A 25,753-nucleotide genomic window follows, 5' to 3' on the forward strand; every position below is an offset into this window, starting at 1 on the left:
CGGGTGCTCCGGGCGCTGCTGCTGACGCTGGCCGTCGAGGTGCCGCTGTACACGGCGGCCCTGACCGTCCTGAGGCTCGCGAGCGCGGGGAGGGCCCTCGTGCTCGGCATCGTGGTCAACCTCGTGACCCACCCGGCCCTGTGGCTGTTCCTGACCCGCCACCCGGGCGCGCTCTGGCCGGCCGAGGCCGTGGCGACGGCGGTGGAGGCGCTGATCCTCGCGGTAGCCGTCACCAGGGACCGGCTCCTGGTCGTCGCCGTCGCGCTCGGGGCCAACGCCGGCTCGCTGCTCATCGGCCTGACCGTCGCCTGAGCAACCACACGAGCAGCACGACCGCCGCGGCGAGGAACACCACGCAGGCCAGGCCGATCACGACCAGCGCCGACGAACCCGAGACAGACGGCTGCGGCGCCACATCAGCCAGCAGAGTTTCCATGCCGAGCAGTCTGCGGCGCCGCAGCGCGAAAATGTATCTACTCCCCGACCTTGTTCGCCCCGGCAGCGTCCGCCGGCGGGATGTCCGAGGCCTCCGGCGCCTCGGCCGGTCGCAGCCACTGCCACAGCAGGAACAGCAGACCGAGCGCGAGCATGCCGAGCCCGATCCACAGGTTGATGCGCACGCCCGCGGCCTTGTCGATCTCGGCCTGCGAGTCGAAGATCCCGAGGAGCGTCACGATCACGCCGTACACCGTGAACAGGCCCCCGATGACCCGCCGCACGTCGAAGAGCCGCGCCGCCCGGGCGGTGTCGACCTTCTGCTCGTCGTCACTCATCACAACCCCTTAGGCCTACAGGAACGGCAGGTAGAAAGCGAAGGCCAGCACGAGGGCGCCGGTGCCGAGCAGCACCGGCGAGCGGTACCACGCGGTGTCCCCGGCGATCGCGTCGGCGCGCAGGTCGTGGGCGCCCACGCCGTACACGAGGCCGTCGAGCTCCGCGTCCTCCTTCGGCCGGGTCAGCGGCGTGACGATGATGGCCACGATCGCCACCACCACGAACGCGATGCCCGCGCCCCAGAAGGACTCGTCGAGGTCGGAGCCGAACGTGAACCAGCCGAACCACTTGTAGCCGGCGTAGGTGATGAACGCGGCGACCGTGCCCAGCAGCAGCCCCCAGAAGCCGGCCCAGGCCGACATGCGCTTCCAGAACATGCCGATGATGAACGCGGCGAACAGCGGGGCGTTGAACAGCGAGAACAGCGCCTGGATGTAGTCCATGATGTTGCTGTAGCCGGACGCGATGAACGCGGTGCCGATGCCGACGACGACGCCGGCGACGGTGATGAGGCGCCCGACGCGCAGGTAGTAGCCGTCCGGCTTGTCCTTGGCGATGTACTCCTGCCAGATGTCGTAGGTGAACACCGTGTTGAACCCGGACACGTTGGCCGCCATGCCCGCCATGAACGAGGCGAGGAGCCCGGTCACGGCGATGCCGAGCACGCCGTTGGGCAGGAAGTCGCGCATGAGCAGCGGGACGGCGTTGTTGTACTGCAGGTCACCGGTCTGCGCCCCGAGCCCCTTCACCGTCACCAGCGCGACGAGGCCGGGGATCACCGTGACGAACGGGATCAGCAGCTTGGGGTAGGCGGCGATGATCGGCGTGCGCCGCGCCGCGCTCATGTTGCGGGCCGACAGACCGCGCTGGACCTCGGCGAAGTTCGTCGTCCAGTAGCCGAAGGAGAGCACGAAGCCCAGGCCGAAGACGATGCCCCACCACGGCGCGCCGAGCGGGTTGTCGGTGCCGCCGGTGTTGGACCAGGTGTGCAGGCCCGCGTCGCCGAGCTTGGTGCTGTTGCGCACGGCGTCGAAGAGCCCGTCGATGCCGCCGAGCTTGACCAGGCCGACGATCGCGATGGGCAGCAGGCCCGCGATGATCACGAAGAACTGCAGCACCTCGTTGTAGATGGCGCTGGAGAGGCCGCCCAGCGTGATGTAGGCGAGGACGATCGCGGCCCCGACGATGATCGCGATCCACAGCGGCCAGCCGAGCAGCGCCTGCATGATGAGGGCGAGCGCATAGAGGTTGACGCCCGCGATCAGCACCTGGGCGAGGGCGAAGGACAGGGCGTTGAGCAGGTGGGCGGGGCGGTTGAAGCGCCGCCGCATGTACTCGGGGACGCTGCGCACCTTCGAGCCGTAGTAGAACGGCATCATCACGATGCCCAGGAACACCATCGCGGGGACGGCGCCGATCCAGTAGTAGTGGACCGTCATCAGGCCGTACTTCGCCCCGTTGGCGGCCATGCCCAGGATCTCCAGGGCGCCCAGGTTGGCGGAGACGAACGCGAGGCCCGTCACCCAGGCCGGCAGCGAACGACCGGACAGGAAGAAGTCCACGCTGTTGCGGATCGAGCGGCGGGCGGCGAGACCCACCCCCAGGACGGTGATGAAGTAGAGCGCCAGCAGGACGTAGTCGAATGCGTCCATCTGCAGGCGCAGCCCATCGGCGACTGTCTGCACCCGTTCCTCCCTTTGCCGGTACGAGTGGAGCGTCGAGGCACCTACCCAACCGGGGGTGAGGATCAAACCATGGTCGTCAACGGAGATGGTTGGCGAGCAACGTCACGAGGTCGGCGGCCGCATACGGTTTGTCCAGGAACGCGTCACACCCGGCGTCCATCGCCGCGGCCCGCTCGTGCGGCAGGACGCTCGCGGTCAGCGCGATCACCGTCGGCCGCCCCGGCTCCGCCTGCATTTCGGCGGCGAGCGTCAGCCCGTTGCCGTCGGGCAGGTTGACGTCCAGCAGCACCAGGTCGACGTCGTGCGCGGCGAGCGCGGCGCGCGCGTCGGCGATCGAGCCGGCCTCCAGCAGGTCCGCGTCCCGGACGGCGGCGGCCCCGGCCCGCGCCAGGATGGCCCGGACGAGCACGCGGTTGAGCTCCTCGTCCTCCACGAGCAGCACCCGGCTCATCGCACGGCCCCTTGCTGGCGCAGATCGGTGAGCGAGTTGGCCACCGCGGCCAGGTCGATCCACTCGCGCACCCCGTCGGCGGCCGAGCCGCGCGGCACGGTGCCGATGACCTTCCCGGTCAGCCGGAGCCGGTCCGCGTCGGACAGGTCGGGCGCGGTGAGCGCGAGCACCGGGATGCCCTGCGTCGACGGCTCCTGGTCGAGGCCCGCGAGCAGCGCGAAGCCGTCGACGTCCGGCATCTGCAGGTCGCAGATGATCAGGTCGAAGCGCCGGACGCGGGACAGCCGCAGCCCCTCGGCGCCGTCGTCGCAGGTGACCACGGTGATGCCCGCCTCGCTCAGGCGCTGCTCGACGACCGCGCGGGTCGTGTCGTCGCGGTCCACGACGAGCACCGACGGCGGATCCTGACCCGGATCCGGGTGCAGCGCCGGCGCCACGTGCCGGGCGAGCTGGGCCAGCAGCACGTCGTGGTCGACCGGCTTGACGAAGAAGTCGGCCGCGCCCAGGGCCAGCCCCGCGCGCCGGTCGTCGACGATCGTGGCGAAGAAGACCGGGATCGCGGCCAGGTGCTCGTCGCGCTTGAGCCGGCGGATCACGTCCCAGCCGTCGAGCCCGGGCATGATCACATCGAGCAGGATCGCGTCCGGCCGCCAGACGCCGGCCTCGGCCAGCCCGGCCTCGCCGCTGGCGGCGGTGCGCACCTCGTAGCCGGCGCCGGCCAGGTAGGCCTCGAGCAGCTCGGCCGCCCGCGCGTCGTCGTCGATGACGAGCACGCGGCCGCGGCCGGGCGCCGGGGCGGGGCCCGCGCCGGGCTCGCCGTGCGGGGCCCGGGCGGCGGGCAGCCGGACCGTGAACCGGCTCCCCTCCCCGGGCGCCGACTCGAGCGAGATGGACCCGCCGTGCGCCTCGACCAGCCGGCGGGTGAGCGCGAGCCCGAGCCCGGTGCCGGCCTTGCGCTGGGCGGCCGAGCCGAGCTGCTGGAACTCCTCGAAGACCCGCTCCTGGTCCGCGGCCGCGATGCCGATGCCGCTGTCGGCGACGGTGATCGCCACCGACTCGATCGCCGGGGAGACCGTGACCGCGATGAGCCCGCCGTCGGGCGTGAACTTGATCGCGTTGGAGAGCAGATTGTCGAGGATCTGCCGCAGCCGCAGCGGGTCCGCGCACACGGCGGCGGTCGGCGGCACGTCGAGGTACACCTGCAGCCCCTTGCGGTCCGTGAGCGGCCGCAGGGCGGTGATGACCTCGCCCACCGCGGCCTCGAGCGAGATCGGCTCGAGGCCCAGCTCCATGCGGCCGGACTCGACCTTGGCCAGGTCCAGGATGTCGTTGATCAGGCCCAGCAGGTGCCGGCCGCTGCTGTGCACGTGGTCGATCCACTCGGCCGGGACGCTGCGCCGGTCGCCGTCGGGCTGCTCGGCCCGCATGAGGTCGCTGAAGCCGATGATCGCGTTGAGCGGCGTGCGCAGCTCGTGGCTCATGCCGGCCAGGAAGTCGCTCTTGGCCTGGCTGGCGCGGGTGAGGGCGGTGACGGACTCGGCCAGGGCGGCGGCGAGCTCGCGCTGCTCGGCCAGCACGGCGCCACGCTCGGCGAGCACCTTCGCCTGGGCGCCGAGCACCCCGGTGAGGCGCAGGTCGTCGGTGCTGAACAGGGCCCGGTACCGGTCCAGCAGCAGCACCGTGCCCACCCCGGGCAGCGCGAGCGCGGTGGCCAGGCGGGTGCCGGTGGCCCGGGCGAGCGGGTGGTCCTTGGGCAGGCGGACCGGCTGGCGGGCGGCGGCGAGCGCGTCCGCGTCGAAGTCGACGCGCTCGTGCGGCAGGTGGGTGCCGGAGCGGCACACGGCGGCGAGGCGCTCGAGGTTCTCGTCCAGGAGCATGACGACATCGGTACCGGTGGTGTCGTGCACGACGTGCACGAAGCGCCGCCACACCTGGCCGGTGGTCACGTCGGCCGGCAGCCGCTGCAGGTCCTCGGTGGCCTCGTACCACACCGTCGCCGACATCATCCGGCGCAGGAACGCGGGCGGGAGGAAGGCGAGCAGGTACAGCCCCGCGCCCACGAGCCCGACCACCCGCCCGGCCGGCTGCCACCAGACCTGCTGGCCCGGGTAGCGGGCGGACGCGGTGAACAGCATGAGCATCATCACCGGGTAGAGGTAGGTGGCCCAGGCGGCGAGGCGGAGCCGGACCCGTCCGGCGCCGCAGCGGCGGGCGCTCACCCGTAGCAGGACGGTGCCGGCGATCGCCTCGGTGACCGTGAAGGTGGCGGTGACCAGGGTGAGGTACGGCAGGCTGAGCGGCCGGGGCGCGGCCGTCACCGCGGCGATGCTGCCCAGCAGGAGCACGAGCAGCGCGCCGTCCAGCCACCGCGGGACCCGGCCGAGGCGGGCGGCGAGACGCAGGGTGAGGTACGGCTGCAGCAGTAACAACGCGGTCGCGAAGGCGCTGGCGGCGACGGGCACGGGGCGGCCCGACTGCTCGCGGATCGCGGCGTTGACGCCCACGGCCAGGGTCGGCAGGAACAGCAGGGCGGTGTCGCGCCGCAGCGGGTCCCGGTGCCGGACGTACGCCGCCAACGCCCGCAGAAACACGGCCGCCAGCAGGACTGCTGTGATCAGAGTTACCATGAAGTTACGCCCCGTTACGTTCGCGAACGGGACTCACTTTAGCCAGCGGAGCGGACGCGGGGGACCGGATGAGCGATGATGCGCTGCGCGTCACCGTCGCCACGGCCACCCACGACCTGTCCAACGCCCTCGGCGCGGTCCTGAACTACACGACCTTCCTCACCGAGGACCTCGCCGCCTCCGGGCGCGCGCCGGAGTACCTGCCGCACCTGCAGAGCGCGGCCGAACGCGCCCTCGCCCTAGTGGCGGGACTCGCTGCGGCTCTTGCACGCGACGCAGAGGGTGACTGACGGGAACGCCGCCAGCCGGGCCACCGGGATCTCCCCGGCGCAGGTCTCGCAGGTGCCGTAATGCCCGGCGTCGAGGCGCTCCAGCGCCCGGTCGACCTGGTCCATCCGGTTGCGGATCGACATGGCCAGCGCGAACTCCTGTTCGCGGTTGAACGCCTTGGTGCCGAGGTCGGCCACGTCGTCGCCGGCGTCCACGACGCCCGCGAGCGTCATCTCGGCCACCGTCGCGGTGTACTCCGACTCCAGCTCCTCCCGCCGGCCGAGCAGGGCCGTGCGGATGTCCTGGGTACGGGTCTCAGGGAAAACGAGCGTCATCGGAGGCCCCCGGCTTCAGCGTCTGCGGCGGATTGGTGGCTTCCCGGGTGCCCAGCCGAGTGGTCGCCCAAACCTGACTGTTTTTTGCGACTGGCACAGGGCACCATGAATACCGTGGAGGGGGATTCGGTCCAGGTGGACGTGCGCGCGGGTCAGGCCCGCACGGCACGCCGCGTGATCACCCAGGCGCTGGAGGCCTGGGGGCTGCCCCATCTGACCCGCGGCGCGGTCATGGTCGGCCACGAACTCGTCGCCAACGCCCTGCGCCACGGCCTCCCGCCGGCCGTCCTGCGGCTGCTGCGCCAGGGCGACCGCCTCGTCATCGAGGTCGGCGACGGCAGCGACCAGGTGCCCCGCATCGCCGAGATCGACAACCTGACCAGCACCTCCGGCCGGGGCATGCAGATCGTGGACACCCTCGCGCGCGCGTGGGGCGTCCGGCCGCACCAGGGCGGCAAGACCGTGTGGGCGGAAATCTCCTAGTTCGACACCGACTCGTTGGTGATCGGCAGGATCTGGTCCAGCCCGGTGATCTCCAGCGTCACGCGCACGTCCTCGTTCGGGTGGGCCACCACCAGCGTCGCGCCCACGTTCTTGGCCCGCCGCCAGCACCCGACGAGCGTGCCGAGGCCGCTCGAGTCGATGAACGACAGATGCGTGAGGTCGACCACGACCTCCCGCGCGCCCGTGTCCAGCTCGGCCACGACCGCCGTGAGCAGGCTCGGCGCCGTGTCCAGGTCCAGCTCCCCGGTCAGCACCAGGTGGGCATGGCCGTTCTGCCGGTGGGTCGCCAGCTGCCAGATCGCCTCGTCGTCAACCACCTGGTAGGTCCTTTCCGCATCACTGGTCAACAGTGTGGGGTACCCAATCGGTGGAGTTCAAACGCTCAGGCCCGGTTGCCCCCGATCGGCTCCGCGCGCAAGACTCGTGCGTATGCGTGCCGCGTACCTGGTCGAGGCCGGAAGACAGGTGTCCGGCTCGCTGAACCTGGTCCACACGATCCGGCGATCGCTGGCCGCCTGTGTGCCCGAGTTCGCCGACTGGGCCCAGCTGATGATCGTCAACCGGGGCGAGGCGACGTTCACCTCGCTGCTCGACGGCGGCGCCCCGACCACCGCCCGCCGGCCCGCCCCGCCGGCCGCCCAGGCCCGGCTCCTGCGCACCGGCCGGCCCGAGCTGCTGCACGTGGCCCTGACCACTCCCACCGGCGACTCCGCCGCCGACGGGCTGAGCGCGCTGGTGCCGGACGAGGGCATGCGGGCCCAGGTGTCCGCGCTGCGCCCCGCCGACGTGCTCGGCGTCCCGCTCACCGCCCGCGGCGCCACCTTCGGCACCCTGACCCTCGCCCGGCGCGCCGGGACCGGCTTCGACGCCGCGGACGTCGAGCTCGCCGAGGAACTGGCCGTGCGCATCGCGCTCGCGGTCGACGCCGCCCGGCGCTACACCGAGCGCTCCCACGTCGCCACCGTCCTGCAGAGCAGCCTCCGCCCGCCGGAGCTGCCGAAGCTGCGCGGCGTCGACCTCGCCGCCCGCTACCGCCCGGCGGCCGGCGACGCCGAGATCGGCGGCGACTTCTACGACGTCTGGGGCGGCGACGAGGCGTGGTCGTTCACCCTCGGCGACGTCTCCGGCAAGGGCGTGGAGGCCGCCGTCGTCACCGGCCAGGCCCGCCACACCGTGCGGGGCGCCTCCGCGGTCGACCGCTCGCCCGCGGCCGTGCTCGGGGCGCTCAACGCGATGCTCGCCGGGACCACCTCCGGGCGATACGTCACCGCCGTCTACGGCCGCGTCACCCCCGTCCCCGACGGCGCCGGCCTGCGCGTCGAGCTCGGCTCGGCCGGCCACCCGCCGCCGCTGCTCGTCCGCCCCGACGGCACCGTGACCCCCGTCGCCGTGCACGGCCTGGCGGCGGGCCTCGTCGAGAACGTGCGCTACGAGCCGGTGACCGTCGACCTCGCGCCCGGCGAGACCCTCGTCTTCTATACCGACGGCGTGACCGAGGCCGAGCGCAGCGTCCGGGAGGGCACCCGGCGCCTGATCGCCCTGCTCGCAAGCTACGCCGAGGCGGGCGTCGAGGCCCTGGTCGAGGCGGTGGAGATCGCCGTCGTGGAGGGGGCCGGGGCCGCCCAGCGCGACGATCTCGCGGTGCTCGCCCTGCGCGCCTCATGATGCGGCGGTACTTCCAATGCCTCGCCGACCGCGACGCCCCCGCGGCCCTTCGCCTCTGCACCGAGCTGGTCGAGGCGGGCAGGAGCCCCGTCGACGTGCTGCTCGACGTCGTCGCCCCGGCCCAGCACGAGGTCGGCCGGCGCTGGGCCGCCGGCGAGTGGACGGTCGCCCACGAGCACGCGGCCACCGCCATCAGCGAGTCCGTCGCCATCGCCCTCGGCGCCCGCATCCCCCAGCCCGACCCGGCCCGCGGCCACGTGGTGCTGGCCTGCGCCGAGCGCGAGTGGCACGGCCTGCCGGCCCGGCTCGTCGGCTTCGCCCTGCAGGAGGCCGGCTGGCGCACCACGTTCCTCGGCGCCTCGACCCCGCCGACGCAGTTCGCCCGCTTCCTCGACGACGCCGACGCCGACGCGGTCGCGATCTCCTGCTCGGTGGCGGCCGCCCTGCCCGCCGCCCGCCGCATGATCGACGCCTCCCGCGAGACGGGGCTGCCGGTCCTCGTCGGCGGCGGCGCCTTCGGCCGCGACGACACCCGAGCCAAGGCCCTGGGCGCGACGGCCTGGGCCCCCGACGCCCGGGCGGCGGTGCGCGCGCTGGAGTCGATCGCCCCGCCGCCCGCGGGCCCGTCGGTCAACCGCCGCGCGGGGATCGACGAGCACGCGGAGCTGGTGCTGCGCTTCGCGGAGTTCCGCGACTCGGCGCGGCGGCGGTGGGCCGCGGTCATCGGCGAGGACGCCGCCACGCCCCTGGCCGATGACGCGCTTGACCATGCGCTGCACTCGCTGTCGGCCGCGCTGCTGACCGACGACTCACGGCTCCTTCGCGAGGCCGACGAGTGGCTCAGCGAGCTGTACTCGGCTCGGGGCGGCCCCTCGTGCGCGGTCCCCGCTCTGTGGTCGGCCCTGCGTGCTGTCGTGGGCGAGCCGCTGCCGGAGGCGTCGCGGCACTTGGGGCTGTTGCGACAAGTCGGGCGCTCCGCGCCACGACTTATCTGATTTATACCCCGTCGCCGCGTATGTCGGGTTTCTAGGCTATCGCCACGCGAAATGCGGTCGTCAGGGCCTCGTCGAGATGGTCGAGCAGATCCTGCGGGTCCGCGTAGACGCCGGCCGCGCCGTGGTCGAGCAGCTCCGCCGCGCACAGCCCGCCGCTCGTCAGGCCGATGCACGGGATCGAGAGCTGCCCGGACGCGCGCACGTCCCAGACGGAGTCGCCCACGAACACCGTCTCGTCCGCCGACAGGCCCGAGCGCTCCAGCGCCACCTGCACGATGTCCGGCGCCGGCTTGCTCTGCTCGGCGTCGTCGGCGCTCGTCACCGCGGTCAGGGACGCGTCGGCGTCGAGGCAGTGCAGCAGCGCGTCCAGTTCGGGATGAGAGGCCGACGTCGCCAGTACCACCTTGAGACCCCGATCCGCGCAGGAGTCCAGCAGCCGTCGCGCCCCCGGCAGCGGCCGCAGCGAGGGCCACAGCGGCGCGTAGAGCGCGGAGTGCGCGGCCCGGATCGCGTCGTCGTCCGACGAGTCGTGGTCGGCCCCGAGCAGCTCGTCGAGGATCTTGTCGGAGCCCATCCCGATCGCGCGGTGGATGCGCGCCATGGGCACGTCGTGGTCGTGCTGCCGCAGCGCCTGCCACCAGGCCACGACGTGCAGGTACACGCTGTCGACGAGGGTGCCGTCCACATCAAAGAGCACACCGGTCACGGGTTTGGTCATAGGCGGGGTGATACCCACCTGGGCGGGGGTATCACTGAATATATGACCGAGCCCGAACAAGCGGTCGCCGTCACCGAGTCCTTCCCGGGCTTCGACGCGGACGATCTCGGCGACTTCGCCTCCGAGCACCGCAGCGTCACGCTCGCCGAGGAGCTGGCCGGCGGCCCTGAGCACGCCCGCGAGCCGGAGAGTCCGCACGGTCTGGCGGGCATGGACGAGTAAGCACCCGCGACCCACACCCGCCGCCCACATCGAGCCGCCGATTCTCCGCCCGCCTTCGGGGCACCCCGAGTCGGCGGCTTCGTCGTGTCGGGACCCACATCACGCCGCCGGCGCCGCCGACTCCCCGCCCGCCCACGGGCCGACCCGAGTCGGCGGCCTCGTCGTCTGCGGGACCCACATCACGCCGCCGGCGCCGCCGACTCCCCGCCCGCCCACGGGCCGACCCGAGTCGGCGGCTTCATTGTGTCCGGGACCCGTCGCCCCGCCGGACGAACGACGCCAATAAATGCAAATACTCCCGGGCAGGAGTAATTCGGACTTACCCTCGTCATTGCCCTATCCACCTTTCACGATTTGATGCCACCGCGTGACTGCCCCTTTTCCGTGCGTGGAAAAGCTGGCATGTTGAGGCATCACTCCACCCGTGAGAGGGGGCACGATGGGCCGACGGAGATGGGTGCACGCCGCAGTGGCGAGCGCACTCCTACCGCCTCTGCTCGTGCTTGTCTCGGCCAGTCCGAGCGAAGCGGCACCAATCCCCGCAGCCAGCCTGAAGGCCGTCGAAAGCCTCAAGCCGGTCAAGCAGACCGACATGGCCAAGGCACCCACGAGCCGGATGGCCAAAACCGACCCGTCCCTGCTCAACCGCGACGACACCGCCAAGGTGTCCATCGCGGTGAAGCTCGACTACGACTCCACCGCGACCTATTCCGGGGATATTGCCGGATACGCCGCGACGAGTCCTTCCGTAACAGGCAAGGCACTGTCCGGGAACGCCGACGAGAAGCGGTACGAAAACCGAATCGCCGGAATCGAGGACAAGTTCATCGCGGACCTCAAGCAGCAGGTGCCCGACGCCAAGGTCGGACAGCGGCTCCGCACGGTCTACGGTGGCATCGCGCTCACGGTGCCGGCCAACAAGGTCAACACCATCCTGACCATCGACAACGTGGTCGCCGTCCAGGCCGACAAGGCCCAGCAGCCGCAGACCGACTCCTCGCCGGGCTTCATCGGCGCGGACCAGGTCTACCCGCAGCTCGGCGGCGCCCCGAACGCGGGCAAGGGCGTCATCTTCGGCTCGCTGGACAGCGGCATCTGGCCGGAGCACCCGTCCTTCGCCGACAACGGCAACCTGGGCGCCCCTCCGGCCAAGGCCGACGGCACCGCCCGCGCCTGCAACTTCGGCGACAACCCGCTGACCCCGGCGAACGACCCGTTCGTGTGCAACAACAAGGTCATCGGGGGCCAGGGCTTCCTGGACACCTACAACGCGCTGCAGGAGCCGGAGGTCTACGGGTACACCGCCCGCGACTCCGACGGCCACGGCACGCACACCGCGTCGACGGCCGCCGGTGACCCGGTCGCCTCGGCGAAGATCTTCAACATCGAGCGCGGGCCGATCAACGGCATCGCGCCCGGCGCGTGGGTCTCGGTCTACAAGATCTGCGGCGCCACCGGCTGCTACCCGACCGACTCGGCCGCCGCGGTCGCCGCGGCGATCAAGGACGGCGTGAAGGTCATCAACTACTCGATCTCGGGCGGCTCGACGCCGTACACCGACGTCGTGGAGCTGGCGTTCTTCGACGCCTACAAGGCCGGCGTCTTCGTCGCGGCCTCGGCCGGCAACAGCGGCCCCGCGGCGAGCACGTCCGACCACCTGTCGCCGTGGGTGACCACCGTGGCGGCCTCGACCCAGAAGCGCTCGTTCGAGTCGACGCTGACGCTGACGTCATCGGACGGCACCTCGGCGACGATGACGGGCGTGTCGATCACGGATGGCATCACCGGCCCGCTGCCGGTCGTGATGGCCTCGGCGCCGCCGTACAGCAACGCGCTGTGCACCAACACGCCGCCGCCCGGGCTGTTCACCGGCAAGATCGTGGCGTGCCAGCGCGGGCCGAACCGCGTGCTGAAGGGCTTCACCGTCAAGCAGGGCGGCGCGGCCGGCATGATCCTGTTCAACAACCCGAAGGCCGACGCGCTGAGCGACAACCACTGGCTGCCGACGGTGCACCTGGCGGACGGGGCGGCGTTCCTGGCGTACGTCAGCGCCCACCCGAACGTCAAGGCCAGCTTCACCCAGGGCGTGAAGGGCACCGGCACCGGTGACGTGATGGCGAGCTTCTCGTCGCGCGGCCCGGGCGGCAACTTCATCAAGCCCGACATCACCGCGCCCGGCACGCAGATCCTGGCCGGCAACACGCCGACCCCGGACGACGTCGCCGGTGGCCCGCCCGGCCAGTACTTCCAGGCCATCGCCGGCACCTCCATGTCCTCCCCGCACATCGCCGGCTCCGCGATCCTGGAGAAGGCGCTGCACCCGGACTTCACGCCGGGTCAGATCAAGTCGTCGCTGATGACCACGGCGACGACGAAGGTGGTCAAGGAGGACGGGGTCACCCCCGCCGACCCGTTCGACCTCGGCTCGGGCCGCGTCCAGGTCAACCTGGCCGCGAACCCCGGTCTGACGTTCGACGAGACGGCCGACCGGATGTTCGCCCTCGGCAACGACCCGGTCAACGCGGTGCAGATCAACCTGCCGTCGGTGAACGCGCCGGTCATGCCCGGCAAGCTCACCGCCGTTCGCACGGCGAAGAACGTCACGAACAAGACGCTCGTGTACCGCGTCGAGACGACGTCGCCGAAGGGCTCCGCGATCACGGCGACGCCGGCCCTGTTCTCGGTCGCGCCGGGCAAGAGCCAGCAGGTCAGCATCACGATCAAGTCCAGCGCGCCGACGGCGCAGTACTTCGGCGAGGTCCGGCTCGTGCCGGTCACCGGCGGGGTGCCGACGCTGCACCTGCCGGTCGCGTTCGTGCCCAAGCAGGGCGACGTGACGGTCACCCAGACCTGCACGCCTCCCGCGATCGGCCTGCTGCAGACCAGCAAGTGCACGGTCACGGCCACCAACAACACCTTCAACGACACCACGGCGGACTTCACCACCACGTCGTCGCTGAACCTCCCGATCGCGGGGGCCAACGGCGCCAAGGTGGTCAACCCGTTCAAGGCGGAGAAGAAGGGCGCGCCCCTCGCCGGGGCGGTCCCCGGAACGCCGTCGCTGACCCCGGGCACCATCGCCGGGTACCTCCCGCTCGACCTGTTCGGGATCACCCCGACACCGATCGGCGACGAGAACCTGACGACGTTCAACGTGCCTGACTACGTCTTCAACGGCGTCACGTACAACGCGGTGACCATCTCGAGCAACGGGTACCTGTACCCGGGCAGCGATGCCGGCAACGAGAACAGCGTCTTCGACCCGAAGCCGATCCCGGACCCGTCCAAGCCCAACAACGTGCTCGCCCCGTTCTGGACCGACATGAACGGCACCGGTGCCCCCGGCCTCTTCGTGGCGACCCTGACCGACGGCGTCGACAGGTGGCTCGTGGTCGAGTGGCGGGTGAACGACTACGGCACGACGACGGCGCGGCGCTTCCAGGTCTGGATCGGCGTCAACGGCGTGCAGGACATCGTGTTCGCCTACGACCCGGCGACGGTCACCGCGCTGCCCAACGGCCAGAACCTGGCCGTCGGGGCGGAGAACGTCACCGGCACGGGCGGCCAGGGGCTCTACAACACCCTGCCGACCGAGGACCTGCGCGTCGTGAGCACCGACCCGGTGCCGGGCGCGTCGACCTCGTACACCGTGACGGTATTCGGCCTCATCCCCGGCAACGGCGAGGTCACCACGTCCGTCAGCACCCCGGCCGTGCCGGGCACGACGGTCGTGAAGAGCACCGTCGCGGTGAGCGCCAAGCTCAACCGCATCGGCACCTGATCGCCACCTGCACAAGGCGGCCGGCTCCCTTCCGGGGGCCGGCCGCTTCTTTCTCACAAGCCCTTGCACGACCGCTCCCGCCGTCCCAGGATCGAGTGCATGCGGATCTTTGCGAGCGCGGGCGAACTGCTGGCTTCGGTGGGCGAGCACCTCGGCTACAGCGAATGGCAGGAGATCACGCAGGAGCGGGTCAACCTCTTCGCCGAGGCGACGGGCGACCACCAGTGGATCCACGTGGACCAGGAGCGCGCGGCGGCCGGCCCCTTCGGCACGACGATCGCGCACGGCTTCCTGACGCTGTCGCTGCTGCCGGCCCTGGTGGCGGAGATCTACCGCGTGGACAACGTTCGCATGGGCATCAACTACGGCCTGGACCTGGTGCGCTTCCCCGCTCCGCTGCCGACCGGTTCCCGGGTCCGGGCGGGCCTTGAGCTGCTGGTGGCCGACGACAAGGGCGAGGGCTGGATCCAGCTGAAGAACCGGGTGACAATCGAGCGCGAAGGCCACGAGAAGCCGGTGTGCGTGGCCGAGTCCCTGACGCGCCTGCTGATCTGATCCAACCCTTACACCGCGTGGAAGCTGGCTTCACAATCGGTGATTCCGGGACAGTCGGATTTGGTGGGCTCGGGTAGCATCGAGGAATAAGGAAGCGCACGGCCGAGGCTTCATTGCTCCTGGAGTTGCTTTGTCGCCCGGGCCACGACTCCCAGCCGCACAGCCCGCTCCTGACCCCGGCCGCCCGATCCCGCACGCGCGCGCGGGTTCTCGACGGCCGTCTCCACGGCCGTTTCGCCTTGGGCCGCGCGGGCATCCAGTTGGGGACGGGCACCGGCGCGGGCATCCACAGCACGGCCCTGATCTGCCCCGCGCGGCCGTCCAGCGAGATCGGGCCCGGCGCGCCGGACAAGAAGGCGCACCAGGCCCGAGGAGAGGAGCCGATCAGGCGGGAAGATCGACCAGGTCCGCGAGCAGTGCCCGATGCCGCGCCGCCGAGCCGAGCGCGATCGCGTTGGCCCGGGCCCGCTTGAGGTACCAGTGCGCCGGGTGCTCCCAGGTGAACCCGATCCCGCCGTGCAACTGCACGCACTCCTCCGCCGCCTTCACGGCCAGCGGCGAGCAGAACGCCTGCGCCAGCGACGCCGCGACCGGCAGGTCCGGGTCGTCGTTCGCGAGGCAGTCGGCCGCATAGCGCGCCACCGCGCGAGCCTGCGTCGCCGCCACCCACAGATCGGCGAGCCGGTGCTTGATCGCCTGGTATGAGCCGATCTGACGCGCGAACTGGCGGCGCGTCTTGACGTAGTCGACCGTCGTGGCCAGGCACCATTCGGCGATCCCGAGCTGCTCCGACGCCAGCAGCGCGGCCCCGGCGAGCAGGGCGCGCCCCACCAGCGGGGCCGCGTCCGGGGCCACGAGCCGCGCCGGGGTGCCGTCGAAGGCGAGATCCGCGACGGGGCGGGTCAGGTCCAGCGACACCACCGGCGTCCGGCTCACGTCCGCGGCCTCGGCGGCGAACAGGCCCGTCGCCGTCGGGACCAGGAACACGTCCGCGGTCAGAGCGTCGGCCACCGTCGTCACCGAGCCCGACAGCGCCGCGCCCGAGGCCGTCACCGTCCACGATGGACTGTCCGAGGTGGACAGCGGAACGGCCAGGGTCGCGGTCCGGGCGCCGGTGGCCAGGTCGCGCAGCAGGGGGTCGTCGGACGGCAGGGCCGCGACCGACAGCACCGCGCTGCCCAGGAACGGCACGGGTGCGACGAAACGGCCCAGCTCCTCCATCACCACCGCGGTCTCCCGCCAGGACGCGCCGGCGCCGCCCGCGGACTCCGCCACGGGCAGGCCCGCGCAGCCCAGGTCGGCGGCGAGCGTTCGCCACAGCTTCAGGTCCACGGGTTCCGGGCCTTCGAGCCGCGAGTGGTCGACGCGGTCCGACAACAGGGAACGTACCGAAGCGCGGAGCTCCTCCTCCACCTCGGAGTACAGCAGATCGCTCACTTCGGCAGGTCCTTCCACGCGACGTCCTTGTCGGCCCGCTGCTCCTGCGGCAGGCCCAGCACCCGCTCGGCCACGATGTTGCGCAGGATCTCCGACGTCCCGCCCTCGATCGAGTTGCCCTTCGCACGCAGGTACCGGTATCCGGCGGTGCGCCCCGCGAAGTCCACCTGCGTCGGGCGCCGCAGGGTCCACTCGTCGTGGCGCAGGCCCTCCTCGCCGAGCAGGTCCAGCTCGAGCGAGGAGATCTCCTGGTTGAGCCGGGCGAAGACGAGCTTCGACGCCGAGCCCTCCGGCCCGGGCTGGCCGGCCGCGAGCTGCTGGCGCAGGCGCACCCCGGTCAGCCGGGCCGCCTCGGCGTCGACCCACAGGCGCAGCAGCGCGTCGTGCAGTCCGGGCGAGCGGACCTCGGGGCGGGAGCGCCACAGGTCGGTCACGATGCCGATCGTGCCGCCCTCGCGCGGGACCGCCTGGCCGCCGATCGAGACGCGCTCGTTCATGAGCGTCGTCTGGGCCACGGCCCAGCCCTCGCCGACCGCCCCGAGGCGATCGGTGTCGGGGATCCGGACTCCGGTGATGAAGACCTCGTTGAACTCGGCCTCGCCGGTGATCTGGCGCAGCGGCCGCACCTCCACCCCAGGCGCCGTCATGTCCAGCACGAAGTACGTGAGTCCCTGGTGCTTGGGCAGGGCCGGGTCGGTGCGGGCGATGAGGATCGCCCAGCGCGCCTCGTGCGCCATCGACGTCCAGACCTTCTGCCCGTCCACGACCCAGTCGTCGCCGTCGCGGACCGCCCGGGTGGCGAGACCGGCGAGGTCGGAGCCGGCGCCGGGCTCGCTGAACAGCTGGCACCACACCTCCTCGCCGGTCCACAGCGGGCGCAGCCAGCGCCGGCGCTGCTCGTCGGTGCCGTGGCGCAGGATGGTCGGGGCGGCCATGCCGAGCCCGATGCCGATGCGCCGCGGGTTGTTGTCGGGCGCGCCGGCGTCGGCGAACACCTGGTCCACCTCGGGCTGTTCGGCCCGCGGGAGTCCGAGGCCGCCGAGCCCTACCGGGTACTGCACCCACGCCAGCCCCGCATCGAACCGGGCCCGCAGGAACTCCAGCGGGTCCATACCAACATCATGACCGGCCAGGAACTCCCGGGCGAGGTCCGCTGTGCTCACGTGATCCCCTCAGTTCAGTGGCCCGCCGGCCACGTAGATGACCTGGCCGGACACGAAGCCGGCACCGTCGCTGACCAGGAACGAGATCGTGTGCGCGACATCGTCGGGGCGCCCGACGCGGCGCACGGGGATCTGCTCCGCGGCCCCCTTCTGGAAGGTCTCGAAGTCGATCTTCATGCGCGCCGCGGTGGCGGCGGTCATGTCGGTGGCGATGAACCCGGGCGCCACCGCGTTCGCGGTCACCCCGAACGGGCCCAGCTCGATCGCGAGCGTCTTGGTGAAGCCCTGCAGGCCGGCCTTGGCCGCGGAGTAGTTCGCCTGGCCCCGGTTGCCCAGCGCCGAGGACGAGGACAGGTTCACGATCCGGCCGAACTTCGCGGCGGTCATGTGCACCTGGGCGGCCCGGCTCATGAGGAACGCGCCGCGCAGGTGGACGCCGACGACGGTGTCCCAGTCGCCGTCGGTCATCTTGAACAGTAGGTTGTCGCGGATGACGCCGGCGTTGTTCACCAGCACGACCGGCGGACCGAGCTCGGTGGCGACCCGCTCGACGGCCGCGGCGACCTGGTCGGCGTCGGCGACGTCGGCGCCCACGCCGAGCGCGCGGCCCCCGGCGGCGGTGATCTGCTCGACGGTGTCCTTGCACGCGGTCTCGTCGAGGTCGAGCACGGCGACGGCGTGGCCGTCGGCGGCGAGGCGGATGGCGGTGGCGGCTCCGATGCCGCGGGCCGCGCCGGTCACGATGGCGACGCGGTTGAGGTCAGTAGTGGTCACAACACCGATCCTCGCGCGTGAGACAGGGTCTCGAAAAGTATGCACTACGAGTGCATATTTCTGCCAGCGCCAAAGTTCCGCCTCGGGAACCGTTCAGGTGCGGCCCGGTTGCGCCGATGGTCGTGACGTCACACGGATGAGACAGCACAACGGGGGGCAAGGATGAACGGCAGGACGATCACCAAGGCGCTGACGATCGCGGGCCTGACCGGCGTCGCGGCGCTGCTGAGCGGGACCGCCGCCCATGCCGCCACCGCCTCCACCGCGGGGAAGGCCGTCGCCTACGTCCGCGGCGGGGCCATCTACAGCAGCACCGGCGCGGCCGAGGTCCGGCTCACCGAGGACGGGGTCAACGCCCGCCCGCGGTTCTCCCCGGACGGCACGAAGCTGGCGTACCTGCACGACGGCACGGTCTGGGTGATGGACGCCACCGGCGCGAACAAGCACCAGGTCAGCAAGCGTCCCGCCGGCGGCCCGGCCTGGTCCCCGGACGGCACCCGGATCGCCTTCGCCGCGCTGTCCTGCACCGGCGGCCCGGGCGTGTTCCTGGCCAAGGCGGGCGGCGACGACGAGCCGCTGTTCCCCGCGAGCTGCCGCGACCAGGAGGCCCCGCGGGTCAGCGAGTCCACGCCGGCCCCGGCCGCCGGGAACCTGGTCGACCGCCTGCGCACCGACGACGCCGTGGCCTGGTCGCCCGACGGCACCCAGATCGCCTTCCGGGGCGGCGAGTGCGAGAGCATCGCCGACAACTGCCTGAGCATCGGCACCCTGTCGACCGGCCGCGAGCGCGCGATCGACGTGTACGGCGGCGGCGGCAACGGCACCAGCGGCTTCGGCGTCGTCCCGGCCTGGCGCGCCGACGGCAAGAAGGTCGCGTGGACGAGCTACGACGCCGACGGCACCGCGGTGACCGTGACCGAGGCGGACACCGACGGCTCGAACCGGCACGTGGTGGGCAAGGCCGACGACCGCGAGATGGTCTACGAGGGCACCGGCACGGGCGTGCTGACCGCCGCGTACAACGGCCACTCCTGGGTCACCGCCGTCGACCTCGCCACCGGCAAGCGCACCCCGCTGCACCAGGGCTCTCAGCCGACCGTCGCCCCGTAATCGGCCGCGGGACACGTACAAAAGGCGCAAAATCGAACGATGAGCCATAGGTCGTTGCCCGTCGTCATCGGTTGCACCGCGGTAATACTGAGCGGCTGCGGCGGCGACAAGGCCCCGGCTCCCCGCCCGAGCGCGGCCGCGGTACAGAAGAATCTCGTCCTGACGGCCGGGGACCTCCCCGACGGCTACGCGACCAGCCCGCCCGATGCCACCCCCGAGGTGAGCGCCGCGAGCAGCTCCAGCATCCCCGGCTGTGACCCGCTGCTCGACCTGTTCCAGGCGGGCCCGCGGGACGCGGCCCGGTTCGAGGCCGGCAGCACCGGGCCGTTCCTGGCCGAGAGCCTCACCGACGCCACACCGATCGCCGACATGGCGGCCAGGTGCGCCACCTTCACGGACACCGGCGGCGACGGCGAGACGACGCACGTGAGCGTCAGCCCGGTCGGCGACTTTCCCGCCGTCGCGCAGAGCCAGAACGCCTTCATGATGGAAGCTACGGGTGGTACCGGTGACGCCGCCTGGACCACGTCGGGCTATCTGGTCCAGGTCCAGGTCGACGGCCTGACCTGCACCCTCGTCCACTTCGGCCAGCCCGGCGTCGACCGCGCCGAGACCGAGTCGATCGCGAAGGCGGCGGTCGCGAAGATCAAGCGACGACAATGAGGACATGCGGCTCGGCACGTTCAACCTGATGCACGGACGCTCACTGACCGACGGCCTGGTCGAGACCGGCCGGATCGGCTCGGCGATCGCGCGGCTCGACGCCGACGTGCTCGGCCTGCAGGAGGTCGATCGCGCGCAGCCCCGCAGCGGGCACGCGGACCTGGCCCGGATCGCGGCGGAGGCGCTCGGCGCGCGGCACGCGATGTTCGCCCCGGCGGTCGTCGGTACCCCCGGCGAGACGTTCCGCCCCGCCACCGACGCGGATGCCGAAGGGGTCGACCCGCACTACGGTGTGGCCCTGATCAGCCGCTACGAGGTGCTCGACTGGCGGATCACCCGGCTGCCGGCGGCGCCACTGCGGGCGCCGATCATGCTCCCCGGGCCGGAGCGGATGCGGGTGATGCTGCTCGACGACGAGCCCCGGGTGCTGCTCGCCGCGGTCGCCGCGACCCCGATCGGGCGCGTGACGTTCGCGACCACCCATCTGTCGTTCGTGCCCGGCTGGAACGTGCGCCAGCTGCGGATCGTCCGCCGGGCACTGCGCACGCTGCCCGCCCCGCGGATCCTGCTCGCGGACCTGAACCTGCCGGGCGGGCTGCCGAGGCTGTTCTCGGGGTGGCATCGGCTGGCGGCGGTACCGACTTATCCCGCCCCGGACCCGAGGGTCCAGTTCGACCATGTCCTGGCGGATTCGCGGGGCATCGAGCGCCTGGGTCCCGTTGTCGACGTCGCCAGCCCGGCCGTGCCGTTTTCGGACCATCGCCCGCTTGTCGTGACCCTGCGTGGCCGTCCGCAGGCCCCAGCCGACCGGTGACGATTGCGAAGAGTGCTCGTATAACTACGATTCTTCGGCGGCTTGTAGATTAGGCGTTCGTTTGTTGGGATGCGTACCGTCAGTGATTTTCAACCGAAGGTACAAGGCCGACAGAGGCCGCCGGTCCGGAGGATTAGAGCCGTGAAGGGTCGTCACCGCTCAGCGGGGTCGTCGGGCGGAGCGCTGAAGCTGGGCGCCGCCGCCGTCGCCGTGCTCATCGTCCTCGCCGGCAGCTGGTACGCGTTCAACAAGTACTCCAAGCCCGCCTGCGGCAGCACCGCCGCCAAGCTCAGCATCGGCGCCGTCGCGGACATCGCGCCCGCGATCAAGGAGCAGGCCGCCGCGTGGGCCGACCAGGCCAAGGAGAACGGCAACTGCGTCGACATCGAGGTCTTCGACGAGGACCCGGCCGACGTCGCCGCCGCCCTGGCCGGCAAGAACGACAAGTCGCTGACCGGCGTCGGGCAGGCCAACGGCAAGACCCGCGTCCCGGACATCTGGGTCGCCGACTCCTCGCTGTGGCTGCAGCGCATCCGCGCGGTCAACCCGCAGAGCGTCCAGGCCGGCGCGCACTCCATCGCGCTGAGCCCGGTCGTGCTCGCGATGCCCGAGCCGATCGCCGCGGCCAACTTCGGCTGGCCGAACAAGAACATCACGTACGCCGATCTGCTCACCAAGGTGGCGACCGACCAGAAGGTCAAGGTGGGCATCACCGAGCCGAGCCGCGACGCGACCGGCCTCGGCAGCCTGCTGACCCTCGCCACCGTCGCCCAGCAGGCCGGCGGCGGCAACCAGACCCAGGCCACCCAGATCGCGACCGCCGCGCTGCGGGCGCTGGCCGCCGGGCGCTCCTCGGTGCGCTCCGACCTGGTGCAGAAGTTCCCCCGCGGCAGCGACCCGGCGGCGCTGAGCAACGGCCTGACCGTGGCCCCGCTGTCGGAGCAGGCGGTCATCCAGTACAACGGGCTGCAGCCGCCGGTACGCCTGGCCGCGCTCTACGCCGAGCCGTCGGCCCCGCCGCTGGACTACCCCTACGTCGTGCTCAGCACGGACAAGGCGAGCATGGCCGACGAGCTGCTCAAGCAGCTCAACACCCAGGACTTCCGCGACAAGCTCGGCGCGATCGGGCTGCGCGGCGCCGACGGCGCGCCCGGCAAGAGCTTCCAGACGCCGGCGAACGCGCCCGGCGCGCTGGCCGCCGCGGCGCCGCAGCTGCCCGACGCCGGCACGGTCGAGCAGCTGCTGAGCCGCTGGCAGGCGATCACCCTGCCGGCCCGGATGCTGGCCGTGCTCGACGTCTCCGGCTCGATGCTGGAGCCGGTGCCGACCGCCGGCGGCGCGACCCGCATGCAGGTGACGCTGGAGGCCGCGCGCAAGGGCATGAGCCTCTTCGACGACTCGTGGTCGCTGGGCGTGTGGATCTTCTCGACGCTGATGGACGGCAACAAGGACTACAAGCAGCTGGTGCCGATCGGGCCGCTGGTGAGCCAGCGCGCGACGCTGCTGCAGGCGCTGGGCACGGTCCAGCCGAAGAAGACCGGCGACACCGGGCTCTACGACACGATCCTCGCCGCGTACAAGACGGTGCAGGCCGGCTACGAGAGCGGCCGGGTCAACTCGATCATCGTCATGACCGACGGCGAGAACGACGACCCCGCCGGCGGGCTGAAGCTCGAGGAGCTCATCGCCCAGCTGAAGGCGTCCGCCGACCCGGCCAAGCCGATCCAGATCATCCTGATCGGCATCGGCGACAAGGTCGGCGAGGCGGCGATGCGCCAGATCACCGACGCGGTCGGCGGCGGCACGTTCGTCGCGCCCGACCCGGCAAAGATCGGCGACATCTTCCTGCAGGCGATCTCGCTGCGGGGCCAGATCGGCCATACGAAGTAGCGCCGCTCCACGCAGCCGAGTCGGGGCCTACCAGCGGGACTTCCGCGCCTGCGCCTCGTAGAGCAGGATCGACGCCGAGACGGACACGTTGAGCGAGTCGCCGGACCCGAGCATGGGGACGGCGACTCGCTGGTATCCGCGGCCGTACCAGCCCTTGGCGATGCCGTACCGCTCGCTGCCCACGACGAGCGCGGTGCGCCCGGCGTAGTCGGCCTGGCGGTAGTTGATCGCCTCGTCGGTGTCGGCCAGCAGCACCGTGAAGCGCCGCGACTCCAGCCAGGCGACGGCCTCGTCCACGGTGTCGAACTCCAGCGTCGGTACCGTCAGGATCGTCCCCTGGCTCGCCCGGATCACCTTCGGATGCGTGAGCCTGGTCTTGCGGTTGGTGAGCACGAGACAGTCCGCCCCGCACGCGTCGAGCGAGCGGATGAGCGTGCCGAGGTTGCCCGGGATCTCCAGCCCGTCGGCGACCAGCACCAGCGCCGTCTTGCCGAGGCGCAGGTCGCGCTCGTCCCACCGGGGCAGGGCGGCCAGCGACAGCAGCCCGTCGGGCTTGTCCCGCTCGGAGATCTTCTCCAGCGTGCGCAGGGAGATGCGGAACGAGCGCTCGGCCCGCGCCGCGATCTCCTCCGCCCGCTTGTGGGCCTCGTCGGCGTAGATGGCCTCCGGGCACCAGAAGAAGGTGTCGATCGGCGCCCCGGCCTCCAGCAGCATGTTGTGCGCCCAGAGCCCCTCGGCGACGAACAGCTTGTACCGGTTCGGCGCCGTGTTGTTCTGGATGTGCTGCACCTGCCGGACGGCCGGGTGTTGCAGCCCGATGGCCTGAAGTTCCATCACAGGCTGACGGTAGCCGACAGCTCCTCCGCCTCGGAGATGGCCCAGTCGCGCACGTTGCCGGCCGCGGTGAGGTCGCCGCGCACCCGCTCCAGGGTCGCGACCGGCCCGGCCACCTCCAGCCGGGCCACCTCGGCCTTCATCGACTGCTGCGCGGCCGACTTGGCCCGCCGGATCGCCCCGAGCACCTGGGCCGCGACCGTGAACGGCGCGACGTCCGCGGCGTCCGGCGCCTCGGGCCAGGGCGCGCGGTGCACGGAGCCGTCCTGCCACCACGACCAGACCTCTTCGGCGACGTAGGGCAGGAACGGCGCCAGCAGCCGCTGCACGGTCGACAGGGCCACGGCGAGCGCGGCCCGGGCCGAGTCCACCTCGGCCGGGGACGCCTCCCCGTAGGCGCGGGCCTTCACCAGCTCCACATAGTCGTCGCAGAAGGTCCAGAAGAACTGCTCGGTGACCTCGAGCGCCCGGGCGTAGTCGAAGCCGTCGAACGCGGCGGTCGCCTCCCGCACCACCGTGGCCAGCGCGCCGAGCAGCGCGAGGTCGACCGCCTCGGTCACCTTGGCCGCCTCGGGCGCCTCCCCGAAGCCGAGCACGAACCGGCTCGCGTTGAGCAGCTTCACCGCCAGGCGCCGGCCCACCTTGAACTGGTTCACGTCGATGGCGGTGTCGACGCCGCGGCGGGCGCTGCCGGCCCAGTAGCGGATCGCGTCCGCCCCGAACCGCTGCAGCAGCTCCTCGGGCGAGTCCTTGGCGTTGTCCTTGGACTTGGAGAGCTTCTTGCGGTCCGGGTCGAGGATCCAGCCGGCGATCGCCGCGTGCTTCCACGGCAGCACGCCGTGCTCGAGCTGGGAGCGCAGGACGGTCGTGAACAGCCAGGTGCGGATGATCTCGTGCGCCTGCGGCCGCATCGCCATCGGGAACACGAGCGCGAACAGCTCCGGGTCGTCGAGCCAGGCCCCGGCGATCTGCGGGGTCAGCGACGACGTCGCCCAGGTGTCCATGACGTCGGGGTCGCCGACGAACCCGCCCGGCATGCCGCGGTCGATCTCCTCGAAGCCCGGCGGGGTGTCGCTGCTGGGGTCCATCGGCAGGGTCTCGGGCACGATCGGGTCGTCGTAGATCGGGTTGGCGTCGGCGTCGAGGCGATACCACAGCGGGATCGGCACCCCGAAGAACCGCTGGCGGCTGATCACCCAGTCGCCGGTCAGCCCCTCGACCCAGTGCTCGTAGCGGGCCCGCATGTGCGCCGGCTCCCACTCCAGCTCCCGCCCGCGCTCGAGCAGGGTCTCGCGCAGCTCGGGGGTGCGGGCGCCGTTGCGGATGTACCACTGGCGCGTCGCCACGATCTCGACGGGCCGATCGCCCTTCTCGTAGAACTTCACCGCGTGGGTGATCGGGCGCGGCTCCCCCTCCAGCTCGCCGGAGGAGCGCAGCAGCGCCACGATCTTCTCGCGCGCCTGGTTGATCGTCAGCCCGGCGACGGGCGCGTAGAGGTCCTCGTCCACCCCGTCGGGCGGCTGCAGCCCGAGCCGGCCGTTGCGCTGCATCACGGTGCGGGTCGGCAGGTCCAGCTCGCGCCACCAGGTCACGTCGGTGAGGTCGCCGAAGGTGCACACCATCACCAGCCCGCTGCCCTTCTCCGGGTCGGCGAGGTGGTGCGCCAGGATCGGCACCTCCACGTTGAAGACGGGGGTCCTGACGGTGCTGCCGAACAGCGCCTGGTATCGCTCGTCGCCCGGGTGTGCCACGAGCGCCACGCACGCCGGCAGCAGCTCGGGGCGGGTCGTCTCGATGCAGTGCTCGCCGAACCTGATCCGGTGGAAGGCGCCCGGCCGCTCCCGGTCCTCGAGCTCGGCCTGCGCCACCGCCGTGCCGAACGACACGTCCCACAGCGTCGGGCCGTCGAGGGGATACGCCTCCCCGCGCGCGAGGCTGTTGAGGAACCCGCGCTGGGCCGTGGCCCGGGCGCGGTCGCCGATCGTGGTGTAGAGGTGCGACCAGTCCACCGACAGGCCCAGGTGCTTCCAGAGCCGCTCGTAGGACTGCTCGTCGATCTCGGTCTGGCGCTGGCAGAGCTCGATGAAGTTGCGGCGGCTCACGAGCACCCGGTCCTTGCCCGGCTTCTCGGGCGGGGTGAAGCCGGGGTCGTAGGGCAGCGTCGGGTCGCACTGCACCCCGAACGTGAGCTGCACGCGGCGCTCGGTCGGCAGGCCGTTGTCGTCCCACCCCATCGGGTAGAACACCTCGCGGCCGCGCATGCGCTGGTAGCGCGCGATGATGTCGGTCTGCGTGTAGGAGAACACGTGGCCGATGTGCAGCGCCCCGCTCACCGTCGGCGGCGGCGTGTCGATGGAGAACACGTTGTCGCGGGCGGCGGTGCGGTCGAAGCGGTACGTGCCCTCAACCTCCCATACGCGCGCCCACTTCTCCTCGAGGCCGTCGAGGCTGGGACGCTGCGGTATGCGGTCGGTTTCAGGCATGCC

25 protein-coding genes are annotated in these 25,753 nt (G+C 71.8%); 12 read left to right on the top strand and 13 right to left on the bottom strand.

Annotated elements, in window-relative coordinates; genetic code table 11:
* Positions 1-3 precede the first annotated feature (3 nt).
* Positions 4-312 carry a hypothetical protein gene (locus tag ACQP2P_RS44950; RefSeq protein WP_433611670.1) on the top strand — a complete coding sequence of 103 codons (309 nt, stop codon included), beginning with the start codon at positions 4-6 and terminating at the stop codon, positions 310-312.
* Here ACQP2P_RS44950 and ACQP2P_RS44955 read toward each other — a convergent pair.
* From ACQP2P_RS44955 to ACQP2P_RS44975, 5 genes are all read right to left on the bottom strand, one after another.
* Complete coding sequence (locus ACQP2P_RS44955) at positions 290-436, bottom strand: hypothetical protein (protein ID WP_433611672.1); 147 nt, start codon at positions 434-436, stop codon at positions 290-292. The two genes, ACQP2P_RS44950 and ACQP2P_RS44955, sit on opposite strands and share 23 nt — an antisense overlap.
* 37 nt (positions 437-473) lie before the next feature.
* Entirely contained in the window at positions 474-773 is a 300-nt protein-coding gene (locus ACQP2P_RS44960; RefSeq protein ID WP_433611674.1) for a hypothetical protein, read from the bottom strand.
* Positions 774-788: 15 nt separating this feature from the next.
* Entirely contained in the window at positions 789-2,426 is a 1,638-nt protein-coding gene (locus tag ACQP2P_RS44965; RefSeq protein ID WP_433619543.1) for a sodium:solute symporter family protein, read from the bottom strand.
* A 109-nt stretch (positions 2,427-2,535) separates the two neighbouring features.
* A complete protein-coding gene (locus tag ACQP2P_RS44970; protein WP_433611676.1) occupies positions 2,536-2,910 on the bottom strand; it encodes a response regulator in 375 nt (124 codons plus the stop codon).
* On the bottom strand, positions 2,907-5,537 hold the full coding sequence (locus tag ACQP2P_RS44975; protein WP_433611678.1) for an ATP-binding response regulator: 2,631 nt from the start codon (positions 5,535-5,537) through the stop codon (positions 2,907-2,909). Before ACQP2P_RS44975 ends, ACQP2P_RS44970 begins: the two co-directional genes overlap by 4 nt.
* A 68-nt stretch (positions 5,538-5,605) precedes the next feature.
* Between ACQP2P_RS44975 and ACQP2P_RS44980 the strand changes: the two genes are divergently transcribed.
* Positions 5,606-5,827 (top strand): hypothetical protein, encoded by a 222-nt coding sequence (locus tag ACQP2P_RS44980; RefSeq protein WP_433611680.1) that lies wholly within the window; start codon positions 5,606-5,608, stop codon positions 5,825-5,827.
* Here the strand turns inward: ACQP2P_RS44980 and ACQP2P_RS44985 are convergent.
* A complete protein-coding gene (locus tag ACQP2P_RS44985) occupies positions 5,777-6,142 on the bottom strand; it encodes a TraR/DksA family transcriptional regulator (RefSeq protein WP_433611682.1) in 366 nt (121 codons plus the stop codon). The two genes, ACQP2P_RS44980 and ACQP2P_RS44985, sit on opposite strands and share 51 nt — an antisense overlap.
* Before the next feature lie 114 nt (positions 6,143-6,256).
* On the opposite strand from ACQP2P_RS44985, the gene ACQP2P_RS44990 reads away from it, so the two are divergent.
* On the top strand, positions 6,257-6,625 hold the full coding sequence (locus ACQP2P_RS44990; protein ID WP_433611684.1) for an ATP-binding protein: 369 nt from the start codon (positions 6,257-6,259) through the stop codon (positions 6,623-6,625).
* Here the strand turns inward: ACQP2P_RS44990 and ACQP2P_RS44995 are convergent.
* On the bottom strand, positions 6,622-6,963 hold the full coding sequence (locus ACQP2P_RS44995) for an STAS domain-containing protein (protein WP_433611686.1): 342 nt from the start codon (positions 6,961-6,963) through the stop codon (positions 6,622-6,624). The genes ACQP2P_RS44990 and ACQP2P_RS44995 overlap by 4 nt on opposite strands.
* Positions 6,964-7,075: 112 nt before the next feature.
* On the opposite strand from ACQP2P_RS44995, the gene ACQP2P_RS45000 reads away from it, so the two are divergent.
* Both ACQP2P_RS45000 and ACQP2P_RS45005 read left to right on the top strand, forming a co-directional pair.
* The gene (locus ACQP2P_RS45000; protein ID WP_433611688.1) at positions 7,076-8,311 is read left to right on the top strand and encodes a PP2C family protein-serine/threonine phosphatase; all 1,236 of its coding nucleotides are present in this window, start codon (positions 7,076-7,078) and stop codon (positions 8,309-8,311) included.
* Entirely contained in the window at positions 8,308-9,306 is a 999-nt protein-coding gene (locus ACQP2P_RS45005) for a cobalamin B12-binding domain-containing protein (RefSeq protein ID WP_433611690.1), read from the top strand. Before ACQP2P_RS45000 ends, ACQP2P_RS45005 begins: the two co-directional genes overlap by 4 nt.
* Before the next feature lie 31 nt (positions 9,307-9,337).
* On the opposite strand, the gene ACQP2P_RS45010 is transcribed toward ACQP2P_RS45005, so the two are convergent.
* The gene (locus tag ACQP2P_RS45010) at positions 9,338-10,024 is read right to left on the bottom strand and encodes an HAD family hydrolase (protein WP_433611692.1); all 687 of its coding nucleotides are present in this window, start codon (positions 10,022-10,024) and stop codon (positions 9,338-9,340) included.
* A gap of 42 nt (positions 10,025-10,066) precedes the next feature.
* On the opposite strand from ACQP2P_RS45010, the gene ACQP2P_RS45015 reads away from it, so the two are divergent.
* The 3 genes from ACQP2P_RS45015 (at position 10,067) to ACQP2P_RS45025 (ending at position 14,582) form a co-directional block, all read left to right on the top strand.
* Positions 10,067-10,246: a hypothetical protein gene (locus ACQP2P_RS45015; protein WP_433611694.1), complete on the top strand. Its 180-nt coding sequence runs from the start codon at positions 10,067-10,069 to the stop codon at positions 10,244-10,246.
* Between the two features lie 592 nt (positions 10,247-10,838).
* On the top strand, positions 10,839-14,027 hold the full coding sequence (locus ACQP2P_RS45020; RefSeq protein ID WP_433611696.1) for a S8 family serine peptidase: 3,189 nt from the start codon (positions 10,839-10,841) through the stop codon (positions 14,025-14,027).
* 99 nt (positions 14,028-14,126) lie between these two features.
* Positions 14,127-14,582 carry a MaoC family dehydratase gene (locus tag ACQP2P_RS45025; RefSeq protein ID WP_433611698.1) on the top strand — a complete coding sequence of 152 codons (456 nt, stop codon included), beginning with the start codon at positions 14,127-14,129 and terminating at the stop codon, positions 14,580-14,582.
* 384 nt (positions 14,583-14,966) lie between these two features.
* On the opposite strand, the gene ACQP2P_RS45030 is transcribed toward ACQP2P_RS45025, so the two are convergent.
* The 3 genes from ACQP2P_RS45030 to fabG are packed head-to-tail and all read right to left on the bottom strand — an operon-like array spanning position 14,967 to position 17,956.
* Positions 14,967-16,019 carry an acyl-CoA dehydrogenase family protein gene (locus tag ACQP2P_RS45030; RefSeq protein WP_433611700.1) on the bottom strand — a complete coding sequence of 351 codons (1,053 nt, stop codon included), beginning with the start codon at positions 16,017-16,019 and terminating at the stop codon, positions 14,967-14,969.
* A complete protein-coding gene (locus tag ACQP2P_RS45035; RefSeq protein ID WP_433081571.1) occupies positions 16,016-17,182 on the bottom strand; it encodes an acyl-CoA dehydrogenase family protein in 1,167 nt (388 codons plus the stop codon). Before ACQP2P_RS45035 ends, ACQP2P_RS45030 begins: the two co-directional genes overlap by 4 nt.
* 9 nt (positions 17,183-17,191) lie before the next feature.
* The gene (gene fabG / locus ACQP2P_RS45040) at positions 17,192-17,956 is read right to left on the bottom strand and encodes a 3-oxoacyl-ACP reductase FabG (protein ID WP_433611702.1); all 765 of its coding nucleotides are present in this window, start codon (positions 17,954-17,956) and stop codon (positions 17,192-17,194) included.
* A gap of 162 nt (positions 17,957-18,118) precedes the next feature.
* Here fabG and ACQP2P_RS45045 point away from each other — a divergent pair, with 162 nt between their 5' ends.
* From ACQP2P_RS45045 to ACQP2P_RS45060, 4 genes are all read left to right on the top strand, one after another.
* The gene (locus ACQP2P_RS45045; RefSeq protein WP_433611704.1) at positions 18,119-19,066 is read left to right on the top strand and encodes a hypothetical protein; all 948 of its coding nucleotides are present in this window, start codon (positions 18,119-18,121) and stop codon (positions 19,064-19,066) included.
* 39 nt (positions 19,067-19,105) lie between these two features.
* Positions 19,106-19,729, top strand: coding sequence for a hypothetical protein (locus ACQP2P_RS45050; protein ID WP_433611706.1), 624 nt, complete (start codon positions 19,106-19,108; stop codon positions 19,727-19,729).
* Between the two features lie 4 nt (positions 19,730-19,733).
* Positions 19,734-20,543, top strand: coding sequence for an endonuclease/exonuclease/phosphatase family protein (locus ACQP2P_RS45055; protein ID WP_433611708.1), 810 nt, complete (start codon positions 19,734-19,736; stop codon positions 20,541-20,543).
* 141 nt (positions 20,544-20,684) lie between these two features.
* On the top strand, positions 20,685-22,433 hold the full coding sequence (locus ACQP2P_RS45060; protein ID WP_433611710.1) for a VWA domain-containing protein: 1,749 nt from the start codon (positions 20,685-20,687) through the stop codon (positions 22,431-22,433).
* Between the two features lie 27 nt (positions 22,434-22,460).
* Here the strand turns inward: ACQP2P_RS45060 and ACQP2P_RS45065 are convergent, their stop codons facing one another.
* Together ACQP2P_RS45065 and valS are read right to left on the bottom strand one after the other, a co-directional pair.
* Positions 22,461-23,267, bottom strand: a complete 807-nt coding sequence (locus ACQP2P_RS45065; RefSeq protein WP_433619545.1) for a TrmH family RNA methyltransferase — start codon at positions 23,265-23,267, stop codon at positions 22,461-22,463.
* Entirely contained in the window at positions 23,267-25,732 is a 2,466-nt protein-coding gene (gene valS, locus ACQP2P_RS45070; protein ID WP_433619547.1) for a valine--tRNA ligase, read from the bottom strand. Before valS ends, ACQP2P_RS45065 begins: the two co-directional genes overlap by 1 nt.
* Between the last annotated feature and the right edge of the window lie 21 nt (positions 25,733-25,753).

The organism is Dactylosporangium sp. CA-139114, assembly GCF_050955725.1.
Taxonomy (GTDB): Bacteria; Actinomycetota; Actinomycetes; order Mycobacteriales; family Micromonosporaceae; genus Dactylosporangium.